At 42.1% G+C, this 15177-nt stretch carries 12 protein-coding genes; all 12 read right to left on the reverse strand.

Annotation, left to right across the window (positions count from 1 at the left end; genetic code table 11):
- Positions 1 to 39 precede the first annotated feature (39 nt).
- Positions 40 to 771: a glucosamine-6-phosphate deaminase gene (locus KTO63_RS02460; protein WP_217789537.1), complete on the reverse strand. Its 732-nt coding sequence runs from the start codon at positions 769 to 771 to the stop codon at positions 40 to 42.
- Positions 772 to 893: 122 nt separating this feature from the next.
- Positions 894 to 3095, reverse strand: coding sequence for a beta galactosidase jelly roll domain-containing protein (locus KTO63_RS02465; protein ID WP_217789538.1), 2202 nt, complete (start codon positions 3093 to 3095; stop codon positions 894 to 896).
- Between the two features lie 21 nt (positions 3096 to 3116).
- Complete coding sequence (locus KTO63_RS02470; protein WP_217789539.1) at positions 3117 to 3761, reverse strand: transposase; 645 nt, start codon at positions 3759 to 3761, stop codon at positions 3117 to 3119.
- A 208-nt stretch (positions 3762 to 3969) separates the two neighbouring features.
- Positions 3970 to 6252, reverse strand: coding sequence for a beta-glucosidase BglX (gene bglX, locus KTO63_RS02475; RefSeq protein ID WP_217789540.1), 2283 nt, complete (start codon positions 6250 to 6252; stop codon positions 3970 to 3972).
- 394 nt (positions 6253 to 6646) lie between these two features.
- Entirely contained in the window at positions 6647 to 7930 is a 1284-nt protein-coding gene (locus KTO63_RS02480) for a Y-family DNA polymerase (RefSeq protein WP_217789541.1), read from the reverse strand.
- A gap of 171 nt (positions 7931 to 8101) precedes the next feature.
- Positions 8102 to 8533: a LexA family protein gene (locus KTO63_RS02485; protein WP_217789542.1), complete on the reverse strand. Its 432-nt coding sequence runs from the start codon at positions 8531 to 8533 to the stop codon at positions 8102 to 8104.
- Positions 8534 to 8721: 188 nt separating this feature from the next.
- Positions 8722 to 9888 carry a chromate transporter gene (locus KTO63_RS02490; RefSeq protein WP_217789543.1) on the reverse strand — a complete coding sequence of 389 codons (1167 nt, stop codon included), beginning with the start codon at positions 9886 to 9888 and terminating at the stop codon, positions 8722 to 8724.
- A 5-nt stretch (positions 9889 to 9893) separates the two neighbouring features.
- Positions 9894 to 10394, reverse strand: coding sequence for a hypothetical protein (locus KTO63_RS02495; RefSeq protein ID WP_217789544.1), 501 nt, complete (start codon positions 10392 to 10394; stop codon positions 9894 to 9896).
- Between the two features lie 51 nt (positions 10395 to 10445).
- Positions 10446 to 11315, reverse strand: coding sequence for a chromate resistance protein ChrB domain-containing protein (locus tag KTO63_RS02500; RefSeq protein ID WP_217789545.1), 870 nt, complete (start codon positions 11313 to 11315; stop codon positions 10446 to 10448).
- A 202-nt stretch (positions 11316 to 11517) separates the two neighbouring features.
- Complete coding sequence (locus tag KTO63_RS02505; protein WP_217789546.1) at positions 11518 to 12603, reverse strand: class I SAM-dependent methyltransferase; 1086 nt, start codon at positions 12601 to 12603, stop codon at positions 11518 to 11520.
- A gap of 179 nt (positions 12604 to 12782) precedes the next feature.
- A complete protein-coding gene (locus KTO63_RS02510) occupies positions 12783 to 13796 on the reverse strand; it encodes a WD40/YVTN/BNR-like repeat-containing protein (protein WP_217789547.1) in 1014 nt (337 codons plus the stop codon).
- A gap of 279 nt (positions 13797 to 14075) precedes the next feature.
- Complete coding sequence (locus tag KTO63_RS02515; protein ID WP_217789548.1) at positions 14076 to 15005, reverse strand: phosphoribosylaminoimidazolesuccinocarboxamide synthase; 930 nt, start codon at positions 15003 to 15005, stop codon at positions 14076 to 14078.
- Between the last annotated feature and the right edge of the window lie 172 nt (positions 15006 to 15177).

Raw genomic sequence — 15177 nt, forward strand, 5'->3', positions numbered from 1 at the left:
AAGCATTTCAAAGTCTATCCATTAGTTACTTCCCTCCTCTCAATAACCATTTAATTCCTTAGCTGCAGCTTCATCTATAAATATCGTAAAGCTGAGATGATTGCGCAATAAACTCGCGGGCACATCCGGTGTGATTTCACCTTCAATTACTTCCCTGATAATGGCGGCCTTTTTTTCGCCGCTTGCCATAAGGATTACGTGCCGTGCATTCATGATAGATGCAATGCCGAGCGTAAGTCCTTCGCTTAGTTCCGTTTCAGCTGAAAAATATTTCTGCCCCACTTCCTTTGTCATTGCATGAAGCTCTGATATACGTGAAAATAGTGAAGGATCAGAACCGGGTTCATTCATTCCTATGTGCCCGTTCAAACCGATACCTAGTAGCACGACATCAATACCATCGTGCTGGCTAATGAAATGTTCGATAAGTGTACATTCTTTTTTCTTGTCTTCAGCTTTTCCGTCAAAAAAACAAATTCTATCTTCTCCAATCTGTAATGGCCCAAACAACTGCCTGTCTAAATAATTTCGGCAACTGCCTTCATCTTCTCCATTCATGCCGACCCATTCGTCGAGGCCCACAAAGTGCCAGCGCGAGATATCGACAAGTCCTGTCTGCTGCCTCTGCACTAGTTCATTAAAAACTCCTGACGGAGTATCACCCGAGGCTGGACAAAACAAGGCTCGTGGCGAACTTTGCAGGTGTTTTACGATTTCATCAGCAACAGCTTTTGAAAGCGATTCATACGTAGGTTTTACAACAATGTTCATATGAGTTATGAGTTTTAAGTAATGAGTTGTGAGTAGTAAGTTTTTTTACTTTTTACTTTTTACTTTTTACTTTTTACTTTTTACTTTTTACTTTTTACTTTTTACTTTTTACTTTTTACTTTTTACTTTTTACCATAATAATCCAACACTCCCAGCACATACGCTCCCGCCCCATACCCTACCATTGGAATGGCACCGTTAAAATAACATGTTCCTAGCATATAAATTTCAGGAATGGTGTTATAATTTGCCTTGGATAGTTTGGTCACTTTGTCGATCAACTCTTTGGCAAGCACTCTGCTGCCTAAATGATTTTGCGCCACGGCAACACGCAAGTCGGCAAATGGCCATTCCTGGTTTTCGTAAGTATCATCGCTGTATACGCGAATGTAGCCCACATCACCTTTTATTTTCATTAATGGATCGTAGTCCTGCATGTGTGTGGTAAAAAGTTTTTTATCTGTTATAAGTCCGTTGGCAAACAATTCAAATGTTCCTGCATCATGAAAGTAGTGTGCTGTTGGTGACTGATCGTCGGCATTGCCTTTTACTACGCGGTTTTCATACACCATGTATTTCATGATGCCACGATACATGCTATCTGCTGCTGCGGCATACTTCCCGGATTCGTAACCATATTTTCTTTGCAGTAATGCAAAACGCTTCAGGCCTTCCGCGCACACACCAGATGTAAAGGTATATCGCCTACCGGGCAAATGATGTTCCCAGGGGCCGGAGTCACGGCGTATCAATCCATCATTGTCAATGTTGTGAATGATCGCATCTGCAACTTTAACCGCCAGCACGTTTTCCCATTGTTTATAAAAAGCTGTGTCGTTGCTGCTCTTCATGTATTCATCCAATGCAAACAAAAACAATCCGAAATCGTCGATTTCAATATTGGGTCCATCATCATTATAATCGCATTCTTCTTTGCCATTGCCAAAATAACGCGTTGCAGATATTTGATAATCTACACCAATACCGTAGTCTTTTCCATCCCTGAAAATATAATGTTTGAACCTGCCAACCGGTTGTGCTTTCAGCATAAACTCCAATCCTTTCTTTGCTTCTTCGTTCATTCCCAGCTTTGCCATTGCAGCCAGGGCAAACGATCCGTCACGCACCCACGCGATGCACCACTGCCCGGGCCGTAATGAAGCTATTACCTGCCCATGTGAGTAAGGAAGCACTTCCTGATCTGCGACCTGTGACATTTTCAGAAACGAAATTGATTGTTGCAGCGTTGCTTTTTCATCAGATGTGGCGCTGGCTGGAATCTTGCATTTGGCAAATACGGACTGCATGAATTGTTGTTCTTCGGCAAGCATTGATTTGTCGTTCTTCTGTAATCGTTGTTTGGCTTTTTCGCACACTGTTTCATCGTGATTTAACGAGTCGGTAAAACCAAAAAGAAAATATTTTTCTGCCACTCCATTCCTGGTTAATGTCCAGTTTGCAGTTTGCATTTTCCCCTTGCCTTCGTCATATTTAAAGGATATACTTTTTATTGCGGCAGGGGCACCTTTTACCATTGCATACAACACTTTTTCGTGCGTAGTAAAAGGTGCGAAATAGTAAACAGAAAATTGTTTGTATTGTACTTCTATAACGTGTGTATTGTTTAAATACCTCACTGAAATTGGCCGCTGGCGCTGATTCATTTCAATGTTATATGCAACGGGTTCCACCGATTGAGCGGAGTCATAGTAGCTGAAAATATGCGGATAAAGTGCCTCCAGCCTGTTTGTTTCTTCATTGTAAACAGCAGCAATCAAACCATTGGAAGTTGTCAGCTGAAAATAAGATTGCTTGCTAACCGCACGTTCTTTTTGCTCTTTTTCATAGGTCGCCTTTGCCATTATTGCGAGCCGGCCCTTGTAGATCCCACCGATGGCCGGCGCATTGTACATTCTGACGGCAAGCGTATTTGTTTCTTTAATGACGCCCACGGGAACAACATATCTTCTTTCCTGATCCCATGCGGTTTCCACTTTCGGTGGCAGCTTGCCATGGGTGCCTACCAGTTTGCCATTTACATATGTTTCGTCTGCAGCGTCAATCGTGCCGGCATACAGTATCATTTCTTTTCCTACACATTCCTTTGGCACCTTAAACTTTACCCTGTACCAGGCCATTCCTTCCCATCCTTTGCTGGAGGAAGGAACAACGACTTGCTTCCAGTTGCTGTCATCAAAACTTTCATTTTTATAGGCCATGCTATCTCCTTTTGTGAAACGCCATTTTGTATCGAAATGAATCACCTGCGTGAAAGCATTGCTCACAAAAAGAGAAAGGATCAGTGTCACGAAAGTTGTCTTCATAATTGTTTTCGATTACCGACATTAATGTGGATTCAATTCATCCTTGAGCCAGATTGTAGGATTGTTTTTAATATACAACCGAATTCTGTTTAATTCATTTTCGTCTCTGATTATTCTGTCGTGATAACGGCTTTGCCATTCAAATTCAATATTGTTGCTGTTTGCAAATCGTTTTACTGATGCTTTAAATCCTCTTAAAACCGATCCTAAATTCTGTGATTGGCGCCCGAATGTATTTGCCATCCAATCGTGTTGATAAGGTTTGTTAAAGAACAATATCCCATGAATATGATCGGGCATGATAACAAATTCATCTAATGCAACAAAAGGAAAATGATCGGGTATGGCAACCCAACAATCATATGCTATTTTGCCAATCGCGGTTTCCCGTAGAGACGGATGAAAATCCGTCTCCAAATCTGCGGCTATAGGCGGGTTTACAAGAGACGGATTATTATCCCCGTTTACGATAGATGGATTATTATCCCCGTTTACAAGAGACGGATTATTATCCGTCTCTACGGCGGCGGAAATAATTTCACCAAAATACGGTATCTTTTTTTGCGTGCAAATGGTTACAAAATATGCTCCATTTGCGCCGTAATCATAACCTTGCAATCGTGCTGATGGAATACGGTATTTGTTCAGATATTTTTCATTTGACATAAGATTCGTTTTCTACAAGGAACAGAAATTGTTTTAGATTCCACATAGACGAATAATTATTTCAAATGGATGGACGGGTGGTTGAAAATGAACGAATAAATTTTGATTAGATATAACGGATTGTCTGGGGTTCGCAGGAGACGGATTATCCGGGGTTCGCAGGAGACGGATTATCTGGGGTTCAACGGAGACGGATTATCATCCGTCTCTACGGGGATGCCCAAACGATTTTTGCGGATTTCAGCTCATTTGAATTGGTGCCGATGTGTATGATAAATTCACCGGGCTCCCATATGTATTCGAGCTTTTCGTTGTAGAATTTTAAATCTTCTGTCGTTATTTCAAAGGTCACTTCTTTGCTTTCGCCTGGCTGCAAGAATATTTTTTTAAATCCTTTCAAATCCTTTACAGAGCGGGTTACACTGGCCACAGTGTCTGTGATGTAAAGTTGTACGGTTTCTTCTCCCGCATACTTTCCAGTGTTGGTAATGATTACAGAGGCTTTCATTTTTTGATTACCTTTTAACTGAGAAGGACCTACAGTAATGTTACTATAATTAAACGTGGTGTAACTTAAGCCATAACCAAACGTGTACAATGGCGCATTGGGAATGTCAAAATATCGTGACTTATATTTCTCGAGAGAGGTGTCGTTAAATGGCCGGCCAGTGTGTTTGTGATTGTAATACACCGGGATTTGTCCCATCGTTAACGGGAAACACTGTGTCAGTTTGCCGGAAGGATTGTATTTTCCAAACAATACATCAGCAATGGCATTGCCTGCTTCGAGCCCGCCAAACCATGTCTCCAAAATGGCCGATACGTGATCGTTCTCCCACGACAATGTTAAAGGGCGTCCGTTCATCAGCACCAACACCACAGGTTTCCCGGTTTTCACCAATGCTTTTAGTAAGTCTTTTTGATTTTCGGGAATATCGATATCACCGCGGCTGGCAGCTTCACCGGTCATGCCTTTTGCTTCACCCAAAACCGCCACTATAATATCAGCTTTATCGACAATATTCAAAGCTTCGTCAAGCATAGTTTGTATAGAACGACTGTCTTTTTCCAACCCCTCTCCCGATTCATTTAAAACTTTAATAGTGTGATCATCTTCAACAAGATTGCACCCCTTTGCATACAGTACACGTACATTGTTGCCCTGCTGGTTCCTAATTCCTTCCAGCACACTTACAGCATTTTTCCAGTCACCATAGTCATGCCAACTACCTATCAGGTTCTTTTTATCATCAGCCAGCGGGCCTATCAATGCAATGGTTTTGTTTTCTTGCAGTGGCAAAATATTGTTTGCATTTTTCAACAACACACACGCTCGTGCGGCTGCTTCGCGTGCGACCTGCCTGTGATTGGTTGCTAAATTTACTGTTGCTGCCCGTTCGTCGTTGCAAAATCTATAAGGATCATCCAGTAAACCCAGCATTGCCTTGGCTTCCAGGATGCGGCGACAGGCGTTTTCAATTTGCTGCATGGTCACTTTGCCGGGCTGCAATGATTCTTTCAAGTAGGACAAATATCCCTCTCCCACCATATCCATATCAACTCCTGCATTCATTGCCCTCACAACATTATCTTTTAAATCTCCTAACCCATGCGGTGTCATTTCATTGATAGCGGCATAATCGGTAACTACAAATCCCTTAAATCCCCACTGCTTTCTCAACACTGTATCCATGAGCCATTTATTGCCGGATGCCGGTATGCCATCAACTTCATTAAAAGATGTCATCACTGTAGCTGCTCCCGCATCAACCGCAGCTTTGTATGGAGGGAAGTAATATTGATACATTCTCAACCGACTCATATCGACAGTGTTGTAATCGCGGCCAGCTTCTGCGGCACCATATAATGCAAAGTGTTTAACGCAGGCCAGTATGGAGGTGTCGCTGCGCAAATTACTTCCCTGGTAGCCTTTTACCATTGCCTCTGCAATGCGTGAGCCCAGATAGGGATCCTCACCACTGCCTTCCACAACCCTTCCCCAGCGCGGATCACGGGTGATGTCAACCATTGGGGAAAATGTCCAGTTCAATCCATCGGCGCTGGCTTCATTGGCAGCGATTTGCGCGCAACGTTCTATTAATGGCATGTCCCATGTACAGGACATGGCCAGCGGTACGGGAAATATTGTCTGATGCCCGTGAATAATGTCGTTGCCAAATAATAATGGAATATGCAGGCGTGTCTCCTTCACGGCTATATCCTGTAGCTTTCGTACCACGGCTGGCGTGTATGCATTTAACAGTGAGCCAACCTTGCCGTCTTTTATTTTTTGTTCAACATCTTTACTGATGGTGGGGCCTGTTACATCCATGCCAAAATCCAGTTGATTCAGCTGACCTATTTTTTCTTCAATGGTCATTTTGCTCATCAATGCATCGATGGTCTTCCGGTCTTTGTCTGTAAGAGTTTGAGCAGATAGATGTTGCAGAAAAAAGATGCAGCTACAAACTATGGTAATGATTTTGTTCATCGGAATTTATTTGCGGGAATGGATTGTTAGTTTATGGGGGACGGATTGTTATTTTACAGGAGACGGATTGTTATTTTACTAGAGACGGATTGTTATTTTACTAGAGACGGATTGTTATCCGTCTCTACTTCATATAAAAAGCAAATGTAGAACTAAACAAAATTGATAAAAATACGGGAACGCAGATTGTCATGTTTTTTAGGGCACCAGCATTGGAAACTCCGGTTAAACATCGTTGCGTCGCATTACGTTCGTCTGTAGGAATGCCATGGAGCGGTGGGTTTTGTGTGCAATAACGAGATATTGGTTCAAACATCATTCTGTGCAACAGGGCGAATGCGATTCGCTCCTATGGAGATCAATTTTCAAATTCTCAAATCACAAGATTTTGAAATTAACTCACCTCGCACAGCTCCTCCCACCTCGTTGTATATCGCGGACTGCGCAGCTCCTGGCGCATTTTCCAGTCGCGGGTGGTGCCGGAGGATGCGAACTTCAACACATCGTTACGCATGCTGAAATTGATGTTGTCGATCATGCTCATTAAATGCCTGTTTTCATTTGTATGTTCGTTAAAAAGGTTGCCCTGGATGGAACTATCCGGCACGAGGCCACTAAGCATAACGCCTGCTTTTTTATAAGTCTTTCCTTCCTCAAATAGTGCATCAACCAGCTTCATAGCCGGTTTGATAAGTTCGTTGGTAGAACTCGTAGCATTGGGCAATATTGTGTACGAACTAACGACGGGACCATGATGAAAGGCTACTTTGTGATCCTGCTCCTTCGGCACAATAAATACGCTTACAATATTTGCGGCACTATATTGCCTGCGCAGTTTCTCAGCTGACCTCGATATATAAGTGGCGACAGCTTCTCTGATATCGGCAACAGCGGTCACTGGCTGACCAAACATTCGTGTAGTTGCAATCATTTTTTTATTTACCAATTCATCATCCAAGAAAATCGCAGCTTCGCCGCGAAGCTCCTTTAACAATCGAACACCCACCACACCTCCCAAATGCTTGAAGGCCCAGTTTTGAGGCATGTTGCAAAGCTGCCAGGCGTCTGCAATTCCCCAGCCCACCAGCTTTTCTGCGTACGCCCGGCCAATGCCCCATAACTCTCCCACTCTTGTATTTTGCAATGCGGTGCGAATTTTATCATCTGTATCAAGTACCGTTACGCACTGGGTTGCCTTCTTGTTTTTCTTGGCAATGTGATTGGCCACTTTCGCCAATACTTTGGTTGGTGCCACTCCCACAGACACTGAAATGCCTGTCCACTGCTCTACCGTTTTGCGAATGTTCATTGCAGCTGGTGCAAGGTCGCGTTCTGCAATATCATGCAGATCCAAAAAAGCTTCATCCACTGAGTAAACTTCCACGTTCGACGGATCAACCAATGTCCGCAGCGTTTCCATTACACGCCAGCTCAAGTCTCCATACAAGTTATAATTGGAAGAAAATGCTGCGACGCCATTTTTCTCAATAAGCGGTTTCGCTTTAAAATAGGGACCTGCCATATCAATTCCCAATTTCTTTGCTTCATCACTTCGCGATATGATACAGCCATCATTGTTGCTCAACACCACAACGGGGCGCTCCGCCAACTCAGGACGAAAAACCCGCTCGCAGGAGCAATAAAAACTGTTACAGTCGACAATGGCTTTGAATGGCATGGGAGGCAATATTGAATAACTGAATAACTGAATAACTGAACTTTTAGTGCATCATAATTTACTTTATTCAGTTACCAAGCTATTCGCTATTCTCTTCTTTTGTTATTAATAAGTTTATTCAAGTTATTCAGTTATTCAGTTATTCAGTTATTCAGTTATTCAGTTATTCAGTCACACTCTGTGTATCACATACGTCACCACTCCCCACACCGCAAACTCTGCTAATGGTTCTACTTCTATTGGTGCTAATCCTGGTGTTTCAGGAATGAGCCGGATTTTGTTAAATGCTTTGTCAAGACGGCGAATAAGCATCTCTCCGTTTAGAATAGCGATCACCACTTTTCCGCTTACGGCTTTTAACGAACGGTCTACAATGACCACATCGCCATCGTGAATGCCCGCTCCAATCATCGCATCGCCGGACACCCGCATGAAGAACGTAGCAGGCTTGTTTTTTACCAACTGCTCATTAAGGTCAATACCCCGTTCCATATAGTCATCTGCAGCAGCGCCAAACCCGGTTGCATTAGCGGTTTTAACATCCCACTGATTAAACTCCTTTGATCCCTTGTAGGAAGCGTTATAGAAAGTATTTGGATCCATATACTAATATTTTTAGTAAATGTATGCTAAAAAACTGAGTAAATTAAGAATTAGGAATTAAGAAATTCTTTTGGTGTAGCATTCCCCAACATCTCAGGCTCTTTCCATGTTGAACATTTAGAGAGCTCACACGAACCAGGCGATGATACACAGAAGAATTTCCTAATTCTTAATTCTTAATTGAAAATTTACAGCAAGTTTTTTAGGATCAATCCCACAACGGCACTTATTAAAATGATATGTGGCTCTTTTACTTTCTTTACATATATCAACGACAGAGCAGCTGCAATTGCAATGACTGCCGTGAAAATATCTGTTACGCTTCTTGTAGCTATCACAATTACCGCGCCAGCCAAAGCGCCTACAACTGCGGCCGTTATGCCATCAACAAATGCTTTGATTGACTGATTTTTTGATATTTTTTTGAAGTACGGCGCAGGCACAATAGTGAACAGGTAACACGGTAAAAAAGTTGCCAATGCCGCAACGGAAGCGCCAGGAATGCCGGCAAGGAGGTAGCCAATAAATCCAACAGTTATTACCACAGGGCCGGGCGTGATCATAGCGACGGCAACAGCATCTATAAATTGTTGTTCTGTAAGCCAGTGATTTTCGGTAACCACACCCGCATGTAAAAATGGTACGATTGCCAATCCGCTGCCAAAAACAAACGCCCCCGCTTTTGCAAAGAACACTGCTATTTTTACGAGTAATGAATTTTCATGATTATCAAAACCAACCTGTAGCAACACAAGGCTGTTCACTGTTTTTACACTCGTCCATTTTGGTGGCGCTTTTACAAACATGTACAAAATGCCTGCCGCGACAAACAGCAACACCTGTTCCCGTTGAGTCACAAAAGTGATGACAGCGGCTGCCAGAAAAAATAACCAGAGCAACCAGTTTTGCCTGAATGATTGCGCATTGAATTTGCCGATTGATTTGGTGGTGAGTTTATAAGAACTGATTGCAATAATGCCAATTACCGCAGCACCTACGCCATAAAAAACGGCTTGCATCCAGCTAAGGCCGCCATACAATTTATAGGCAATACCCAACAAAACGACCATGATGAAAGAAGGAAGCACAAAAGCTAAACCAGCCAGAGTTGCGCCGACAATTCGGTAATGCACGAAGCCCAGGTAGATGCTCAATTGCGCTGCCAATGGTCCCGGGGCTAATTGTGCCAGGGCAAGACCTTGTTTGTATTCATCTTCAGACATCCACTTCTTATCTTCTACCAAATCCCTGTGCATATATCCAACCAATGCGACAGGTCCGCCGAACCCAACTGTTCCCAGCTTTAGAAAGTATAGTACAAGTTGCTGTAAAGTGTATATAGGTTTGTTATCCATAGCTTTTAAAATGAAATACCAAATTGAAGTCCTACCGAGGCTGTTGTGGGTTTATCGTTTCCAAAGCGCACGGGCAAGGGGACCGCAATAAAATAGTTACAAGTTTTACCTTTTGCAAATACCTTATTAAAAACCGGAGTGATGCCGTACCTGCCTGACGTTTCAAATGCCATTCTTCCTACAAATGTGTATCCCTTGCCCAATGCGACCAACACGCCGGGATGAAATAGCAGGTAACTCATTTTACTGCTGCCATTTTCCGACTTTATGAATGGAGCCAATTCAAAAGAAAAACCAACATTCGAAGTTTTCCAATAGTTAATGCCAAAAGGAAATCCAACGACATAGTAGTCTTTAAAATTGTAGGACGGTCCATCACTGCTAAGTGTTACTATTGGATGAACGATGCTGGCATAAACGCCAATCTTCTGGGTACTGTTTTGCGAAAAAGAAATGTTTACATGAGCAAGAAGGACAAATAAAACAAGTAAGTATTTTCTGAACATAATTTCGTTAAAAAGCAAAACTATGCTGAACACTTAAGTCAAAATTGAATGCTATTTACCTTTTGTATCTGGTTTACTTTTTGTAGCATTTTTTCGAAATAATGAAGGATTTTTTCCTGTATGCTGCCTGAATATTCTTGTGAAATGGCTCTGGTCCGAAAAGCCCGTGAGATAAGCTATTTCCGTAAGTGAGTAAGAAGAATTTTCTATCAACGAAATGGCTTTTTCGATTCTTATTTTTCTGATGTATTCGCCAAAATTCAGGTCCTCGAAATACTTCGAAAACTCCCGTGATAAGTAAGAAGGATTAAGCGCCAGTTCCGTAGAAATCTTTTTGAGATCAAATGAAAACTGTGTGTCGATTTGATCCTGTATGATGGCTTTTAATTCTGCCACCCAATCAGGAATTTTCTTTCTGTCCGATTTTTCCTCTTTTAAAAATTTGCTATAAACTTCATGCAACAAACTTTCAAACGGACCATTTTGTAGATGTCTTTGCTGATACAAATGTGTGGCCCAACTATACAGTGCATCATAAATCAACGTTGATGTTTTCAACAACTCATAATCATCTGTGATGTTGTGGGCGAGGCCCGCAGAAATAGCCCAGAGCCCTGCGGCTTCTTTTGCTATGTCGTGCCTGTCTGTATCTGCGCCGCGAACAATGGTTGCGATGATGGCAATCGCAGGATCGGTGATGTTGTATTTCTTTACGATGTAATCAAAAGTACACTGATCATGATAATGTGTAAACTCAACGCCCGGAATGTCGAATGCAATTGCACTCAGCTCGTTAGCTTTGTCAATAACCTGATCGAAAGGAACGTACATAAATTCGGCGTCTTTGTCCACGAACTTTCTAATGAGCCATGGACAAGCAAGGCGGTCTATTTTGGGGCGTTCACGTGTGATCCAGAGCATGATGGAAATTAATAATTAATAATTAATAATTAACAGAATGGCTTCGAAATAAACTGCGACGTTATTGTTTGTTATACCAAAAACAAAAAACCCGACTGGTTTTAAAAACCCAGTCAGGTCTTACACTTCAATGGTGTCGCGATTTATTTGGAAGGATGCGCTATTAATTTTTAATTATTAATTATTAATTGCTATTCCTCTCTCATTTTTCAAACACAAAAATCGGATACTCTCCTTTCAAGCCACATTTTTCTGGTTCGCGTTCTTCTTTGTTGTATAGCCAGTTGAGGATTTGTTTGCCGAATAATGGTGCGTGAATATAATATTTCATAAATGGCACGCTGATGCTGCGCCATACTTTAAGTTGGAAAGCGAATGGCAAATTCTTTTTGAAATATTCGTAAGGATGTGCGTGGAAGTATAACATCTTTTCCGGAGCACCTTTCCCCGCTACTTTGTTGAAAGCCTCTTTGAGCCTGTTTTTGGTAAATACAGCCGCACGGAATGGGAACAAGCCAACGTTCATCCATGGAGAATGTTTGAACCACTCGTACACAATTACACCTTTACCTTTTGCAGCAAGCACACGGTACAACTCTTTCATGGCAGTAACCTGCTCGTCTTTAGGAATGTGGTAAATAGTGTTCAAAGAAATAAACCCATCAATTTTGCCATCTTTAAAAGGCATGTTAGTCATGTCACACAATACGCAAATACCTTTGTCACCGAGTTTTCTTTTTGCTTCAGAAAGTGCGGTGAAAGAGAAGTCTACACAAATGCGGTATTTGTAATTGTCTGAATACTGTAAATAATCTGGAAATTGCAATGCTCCTGAAGCCGCATCCAGCATGTAAGTTCCGCTTGGATTTAAAAAACGGCGCACGCGGTCGTGGCATTTTTTTATGTACTCTTTGGAAACGTCACGGAGGTCCTCGAAAATTACAGCGTCTTCATAATCGCCTTTTTCATTGGCGGTCCATCCTTTTTCGTCGTAGAAATTTTTAACCAGCTGTTTATCAGCGCTAATGGTTTCTTTCAGCAGTTTGTCCTGCGAATCCACCACTGCCAGGTCTTTCAGCAATAAAATAATTTCGTTGATGATTGGGTAGATATAAGCTCCGTCTGTAGTAATCAAGCCTTTGGTGAGTGGAGTGGAAAACACTTTGCCATCTGCCTGCCATACGGCCCCTGCGGCTACTTTGCTGTTAAGCGATTCAATTTCATGGGGTTCTAATGCACGAACATCTTTTCCGGTTATAGGGCACTTCAAAATCTCGATCCATTCCATATTGAGGTAAGTTTTACGGTAGCGCTAATATAGGCAAGGATCGTTATTTGTGCAAGAAACGCGAATTATGAATAGTTGAATTATTGAATAATTGAAGACTTGATTGTCTCAATAACCGAATAACTGAGTAACTGAATAACTAAAAGTTGACTGCCCAAACACCTCAGTTACTCAGTTATTCAGTTATTTTCAAGCTTCGCTATTCTCCCCTTTCCACCCGCTAAATAGACGGCTTTTCCTTTCTTCGCTTTGCGGCAAACATGATAGCCTTCTTTGGAAATATTGCGCCAGTTAAGGCCTCCATCGTTTGAAATATCGACACCGGAAGTGCCGGATGTGATGAGTTTATTCTTATCAATAAATTCAACGCATGATCTGTAACCGTTTGGCGGTGTCGCAGGAGCGATCCATGTTTTGCCACCATCTTTGGTTATGAAACAGTTCTTTTCTTTCAATGTATCTTTTGAAAAATCCCCACCCACCACTACAAAATATTCGCTGTCTTTTAATTTATTGTTATCTCTTATGGCAATGGAATTGGCACCGGTAGTTTGTGCGCCCTGGATGATGGGTAAATTGATTGGTGCACCCTGAATGAATAATCTTGAACGTGTTCCACCGGAGACAAGGCATGCCATGTCTCTACTGAGAATGCGAACATTGGTACCGCTTGCTGCGAAACATGCTTCTCCGGAATCTGCGGCGGGTGCATTTTCTACGGGAACTTCTGTCCAGGTGTTGCCACCATCGAATGAGCGTGCAATGAAAAATTTTCCTTTGATGGGATCGCCAACTACAATTCCGTTATCGTCGTTCCAGAACTCCATGGCATCGAGAAACATGCCCGGTGTGTGATTTTCATAAACCGTTTTCCATGTTTTACCACCATCGGTGGTTTTCAAAATTAACGCAGGAGTATCCACTGCAATAATAATGGCCGTTGATTTATCAAATGCTTCTATGTCGCGGAAATCTCTTTTTTCAAATCCGGGAACGGGAAGCCAGGTCCATGTTTTGCCGGCATCCACACTTCTTCCAACAGTTCCATTGCTACCACTTACCCAAACTGTGTTGTCATCTACTACGCTTAAACCGCGGAAACTGGCTTTGGCACTGGTGTTCAGTGGAACTATTTTTTGAGAAAAAGAACGGGTACCCAAAAGTGTGAGAGTGATTACTATAACGAAGCGCATGGTGGTGCCAATTTGAAAATTTGAAAATATGGAAATTTGAAAATTGTCGTGACTCTGCAATTTTTACAAACAAACGCAATTTTCAGGATAGGATAAAGTAATTATCAAGGCAATGCCTCTGATTTTGCAACAAGGCTTCGACAAGCTCAGCCTGACAGCGTAAACGAAGTGTCAGGCTGAGCTTGTCGAAGCCTCTTTGAACATAAATAAGTCTGTCAGTTATCAAACGAAAAACACACAGAAAGAATTTTCAAATTTTCAAATCCTCAAATTTTCAAATTATCCGGCGGCGCTCTCTAATGACTTTACTATACGATCAAAAGTCTCCTGCTCGGATAGATCCGCCGGATGGAACTTCTCTCCTATTACTTTTTCGTATAACTCAATATAGCGTTTGCTGATGGTATTGATCCACTCTTCGTTCATTTCGGGAACAGTTTGTCCTTCTTTGCCCATGAAGTTATTTGCAATGAGCCACTCACGTACGAACTCCTTGCTCAGTTGTTTTTGACGTTCACCCGCTGCTTGTCTTTCTTCGAAGCCATCAGCATAAAAATATCTTGAAGAATCTGGTGTATGAATTTCATCCATCAGGTAAATGGTGTCACCTATTTTTCCAAATTCATATTTTGTATCAACGAGGATCAATCCTTGTTTTGCGGCGATTTGTTTACCTCTTTCAAACAACGCTAACGTATATTTTTCCAGCACAGCCCAATCTTCTGCAGAAGCCAAACCTTGCGCAATGATCTGCTCTTTGGAAATGTCTTCATCATGTCCTTCATCGGCCTTTGTACTTGGTGTAATAATTGGCGTTGGGAAGAAATCGTTTTCTTTCATTCCTTCCGGCATTGTTACGCCACAAAGCACTCTGCTACCACTACTGTAGGTGCGCCATGCATGTCCTGTTAAGTTGCCACGAACAACCATTTCAATCTTAAACGGTTGGCAACGTTTACCAATTGATGCAGATGGCGCAGGCACATCCAGCAACCAGTTTGGACAAATATCTTTCGTTGCATTCAGCATGTATGCAGCTATTTGATTTAAAACTTGTCCTTTATAAGGGATCGGTTTGGGTAAAATAACATCAAATGCAGAGATTCGATTGCTGGCTATCATTACCAGTAAATCATTGCCGATGCTATAAACATCACGCACTTTGCCTTTGTAAAAGCCAGTTTGACCGGGAAATTGTAGTGTAGACATGCTGCAAAATACCTACAAGACTGGCAATTATCCAAATTCGAGAAGAATGCCCCGCAAAAATCGCCTTTCCCCCTTAAATAAATCAAAGTTTAACCCTCGGCGTAGAACTTCAACCAGCATATATCCGCATTTTGTAAATCAAAATGCAACACACAAAAACTAACCTGCATCA

Source organism: Pinibacter aurantiacus (assembly GCF_019130065.1).
GTDB classification, from domain to species: Bacteria; Bacteroidota; Bacteroidia; order Chitinophagales; family Chitinophagaceae; genus Pinibacter; species Pinibacter aurantiacus.